4 protein-coding genes are annotated in these 4,295 nt (G+C 48.8%); 1 reads left to right on the top strand and 3 read right to left on the bottom strand.

Going from position 1 to position 4,295, the window contains the following annotated elements:
• On the top strand, positions 1–787 hold a 787-nt coding region (locus NZ772_08100), incomplete at its 5' end, for a serine/threonine protein kinase (protein ID MCS6813517.1).
• Positions 788–959: 172 nt separating this feature from the next.
• Here the strand turns inward: NZ772_08100 and NZ772_08095 are convergent.
• From NZ772_08095 to NZ772_08085, 3 genes are all read right to left on the bottom strand, one after another.
• Positions 960–1,343: an AbrB family transcriptional regulator gene (locus NZ772_08095; protein ID MCS6813516.1), complete on the bottom strand. Its 384-nt coding sequence runs from the start codon at positions 1,341–1,343 to the stop codon at positions 960–962.
• Between the two features lie 681 nt (positions 1,344–2,024).
• On the bottom strand, positions 2,025–3,209 hold the full coding sequence (locus tag NZ772_08090; protein MCS6813515.1) for an FAD-binding oxidoreductase: 1,185 nt from the start codon (positions 3,207–3,209) through the stop codon (positions 2,025–2,027).
• A gap of 119 nt (positions 3,210–3,328) precedes the next feature.
• Positions 3,329–4,295, bottom strand: a 967-nt coding sequence (locus NZ772_08085) for a lipid-A-disaccharide synthase (protein ID MCS6813514.1), incomplete at its 5' end; no start/stop codon positions are given.

Raw genomic sequence — 4,295 nt, 5'->3', positions numbered from 1 at the left:
CTACGAAGTTCAACAAGAAGTCGGTAAACAGGCAGGGCGATGGACGCTGATTGCTCGTGATTTAACTAATGAGCAGCTCGTCGTCTTAAAGGTGCTGTTCATTGATGAAAACATGGGCAGCAATGACCTAAAGCTGTTTGGGCGAGAAGTTGATATTCTCAAAGCGTTGTATCACCCTGCAATTCCCCGCTATCTCAATTATTTTGAACTCGATCTGCCCCTCGATGGTCGAGCTTTGGCGTTGGTGCAAACCTACATTCCCGGTAAATCATTGCAAACTTGGCTGCATGAAGGTCGCTCCTTTACCGAACCGGAAGTCATTCAAATTGGCCAACTAGTGCTGGATATTTTGGTTTATCTACACGGCTGTAAGCCACCCGTTATCCATCGGGACATCAAGCCAGGCAACATTATTCTGAATGACAACCAAGCAAAAGGAGTCATGAACCTATATTTGGTTGATTTTGGCTCTGTCAAGTCAATTGCATCATCCAGTGAAAATGCCTTCACGATCGTTGGCACAGAGGGATTTATGCCGCCTGAGCAGTTTGGAGGGCGAGCTGTAATTTCGTCTGACCTGTATAGTTTAGGCATGACACTCACGACTTTAGTGACAGGCTTGGAGCCAGTTAAACTTCCGAGGAGTGGCATCCGCGTCGCATTCGAGCACCTGCCGAACATCAGTCATAAATTTGCTCAGTGGTTAGCATGGATGACAGAACCACGCACTGATCGTCGCCCTGCGTCTGCCCAAGAAGCACTACGAACACTGCGGGAACTCGCATAATCCGCCATGGATGAATTTAATTTCTGCACAACCCATGGTTGCTCGGTTGCGTACCTAGAGCAATCACCGCTTGTTGGTCAGAATGGTTGTAAACATCATCAATAACCCACCCACAAAAATGGTGACGGCTAGTCCAGCGATCGTCACCATCATCCAATCAACAGTTTCCATGTTATTCATCGTCCTCAGGATCGACTTGCTTTAGGTAGATGTGCTTGCGTCCCAAGGAAATTTCAAACTCATCACCCGGTTGTAGTTCCATGCGTCTAGTGTAGGCTGCCCCAATTAGCAGGTTGCCATTTGCTTGCACCTTGATGCGATAAGTGGCATTTCGTCCGCCCCGTCCATCACCATTCGGTTTGCCATCGAGTTCAATACCAACAGCATCTAGCAACGCATTGGAAAATTTCATCACATTGACCCGTGGCGTGCCGTTTTGAGTAATGGTGTAGTAACCACATTCCTTGGCTTTTTCTTCTTTGCTAAGGTGTTCCAGCTCTTTTACTTTCTTTAGCAACGCCTCGCCCGTGAGTGGCTCAACTTTCTTTCTACTCATTAATCTACTCATTAACTTAGTTACCTAGAATAGTTGGCTAAGAAATACACAAATCACAAATAACTGTATCAAAGCTAGTCGTCAAGGAATTCATTCCAACTGCTGCAAGCATTCAGAGTTTAACGCTGAATTGAATTAGTTTTGTGCTGAAAAACATTTTATCGCAATCCTATGAACTGAGTGATTAAATCAGCAATTAAATTTATTCAAGGGTCATTAGCTGGCACTACAATCATAACTTAAATATAGTTTAATCTGAGTCGATTCTGGGCTGGCTAACTAATGAAACTCCTACAGAATCAGGGGTTTCGCTCTAGTTCAGATTGACTAGTTGGCAATTTGATCCTGCATGGTTAGCAATTTGACAACAGAATATGCACGTAGCCTACATACGTAACCTACGGGAGAATCCGTAGAGCTAGCGACACGAAATTACTGACATGACTAAGAATTTGATGGGTGTATTCAGCCGTTCAACCGATAATAAACCGGTCCTAAAGTTAGGCAATTCAGGTTTAACTAACATAGTTTACTGACCCACTAGGGCGATCTGTGCTGATATGAGGTTACCCAGGAGTGCCTGTCACCTTCGCCCTCACCTTAAATCCTTCTCCTAACTTGGAAGGGAGAATTTGAACTGGTTTGGCTCCCCTTGTATCCTGACGGCAGAGAGATAGAGCATTACCTAGACGGTTCACGAAAACGATCTGGGGAAAATTGCTGTAATTCTGGATCAGGTTGACCTGTAACTTGACGAGCAAGACGCTCTGCTAGAATGGGCACAATAACCATAGGGTTGCTGAACCCCACGAACACGTGTAAACCTGTAATACTAGATAAGGCACCAACTAGGGGGAGGCGATCGCGACAGAAGGCCACTAGGCAATGGTGCCATGTAGCTGGCAAAGCAGCTAGGGCAGGCAGAATAGAACCAATGCCACGACGAAGGACAGCTTCACTGGCCTGGGGATCGCTAACCAGGGTAGGATTGGTGGCTACACGACTCACCTGCCCAATCCGAATCCTACCGTCGAGAAATTGACAGGCACCAACATCCAAAATAGCAGGGGCTGGTTCATGCCCTGGCTCATCCCAGAGTGGATCTAGGTCGGCACGGCTAGCTTCAGCTTCCATGGCAAAACGCTGGAGATTGGCGGGCATGATGAGCGATCGCAACTTTAGCTCTACTGGTATAGTTTCTAGCACTTCTGCATGGGTAAAGTAGTGAGGAATCTGCACTCCGGCTTGGTAACCAAGCTGACGGCTTAGTCCACCTGCACAAATAGCAACGTTGCTGCTAGCTATCTTGCTGGTTACGGTTTTAACCCCTAGAATGCGGTCGTTTTCTATCCAGAGAGTCTGCACTGCCTCTAGTTGGATGATGCCGCCAAGACGGGTAAAGGCTTGGTTGTAGGCTTTGACAGCAACTTCGGGTAGAATGTGGCCATGACGCACGGTGAGAGCAGCTTCTAGGCTACTGGGATTTAATAGCGGCTCTAATTCGCAAGCTTCGTTGACAGTAATTAGCCGAGGGGGAATAGCGCAGGTGGCATAGGTAGCTGTGATCGCCTCAGGATCAAGCCCATAGGGAATCGGCATCACTAGGTCTAGTTCTCTCAGTTGCGTATCCATGCCCAACTCATCGGACAAAACCTGATGACGCTTATAGCCATCAATACTTAGTTGCCGCATGGAATCTGTAGTCCCTGCCCAAAAGGCAATACCACCGTAGCTGTAGCGCGTTGCTTGGGCTGGGGTTACTGCCTGAGTCAGCACTAATACTGAGCAGCCTTGCTTGGCCAATTCATAGCTTAGGGCTGCACCCGCAATACCATTACCAATTACAATCCAGTCGTAGGTTTGCATTCCCATTTATCTGTCAACAATACTCAGGGGATTATAAGCAGTATTAGTGACGGATGATGTGCATAATGCACAAGTGTATCCGCCAAGGGCAAGGGCACTCTGGGAAAGGGGAATAGTCGCTATGGCAATAGCTCGACAACTATAGCTACTAGCTTGCTAGCAGCTCCTGTATCACCACGAACACTACGCAGGCGATCGCGCACCTGTTGCAGAGCCTCTGGGTGGGTTAGCCAGTCTATAAGGCGATTAGCTACATCTACGGGTTGCAGCCTACCGACTAACTCAGGCACAATCTCCTCCCCTGCCCAAATGTTGGGCCAGGCAAATAAGGTGCGGCGCTTGCTAGAACCAAACACCCCTAGGCGATAACCCATGTACCAATTAAACAGGGTGGCAAAGCCTGAACCAACCAGGGGTAAGTTGGCGATGATACCCGGTAAGCCATCCCAGGTTTTCATCACATCCATTTGCTGTGTAGGGATGACGACCACCATGGGCACTGCTAAGGCACCCAATTCAGCCGTGTTGGCCCCAACGGTTGTGACGCAAGCATCACACTGAGCTAGCACATGGTACGCTGGAAAGTCTTCATACAACTCGATGTCGATTGTCCCGCTATCTGTGTGAGTCCGTAGGACTAGACGATCGTGGTTCCTGGCTAGTTCCCCCTCAGCCCAACCAAACTGGCGAATACAGGAGTTGTGATCAGCGCGGGCAAACTGGGCGATTTCATCACAGGTCACCGTCGGGGCTACGGGTAACACGAAGCGCACGTTAGGCAGTGATCGACGGATATAGGACACCATTGCCAACATGAAGGGCACCCCAAGCTTGAGCTTATGCGCCTTAGACCCTGGAAGGAGGCCAATTGTAGGTGAACGAGCACTCGTGGGGGCTGCATCTGGAACCATGGCGGCTACTTCGGTCATTAGGTCGCCGACGATCGTGGCCTTGTAGGTGTAGGGCTGCGGAATTTTATTGACTGTGGCAGCATTCATCACGCCAAAGCGGTCAACCCAGCCATACCACCGAGCCTCCCACTCGGCATACACAACAATGCGATAGCCCAGACGTTTACCAATGACT

The sequence above is a fragment of the Cyanobacteriota bacterium genome (genome assembly GCA_025054735.1).
Taxonomy (GTDB): Bacteria; Cyanobacteriota; Cyanobacteriia; order SKYG9; family SKYG9; genus SKYG9.
Note: the sequence above shows the minus strand (reverse complement) of the source record. Positions and strands in the feature narration are given on the sequence as shown.

Bases quoted from the DNA above. Each gene is read 5' to 3' on its own strand.
- NZ772_08095 (MCS6813516.1), bottom strand. From the start codon at position 1,343: ATGAGTAGAAAGAAAGTTGAGCCACTCACGGGCGAGGCGTTGCTAAAG.
- NZ772_08090 (MCS6813515.1), bottom strand. From the start codon at position 3,209: ATGCAAACCTACGACTGGATTGTAATTGGTAATGGTATTGCGGGTGCA.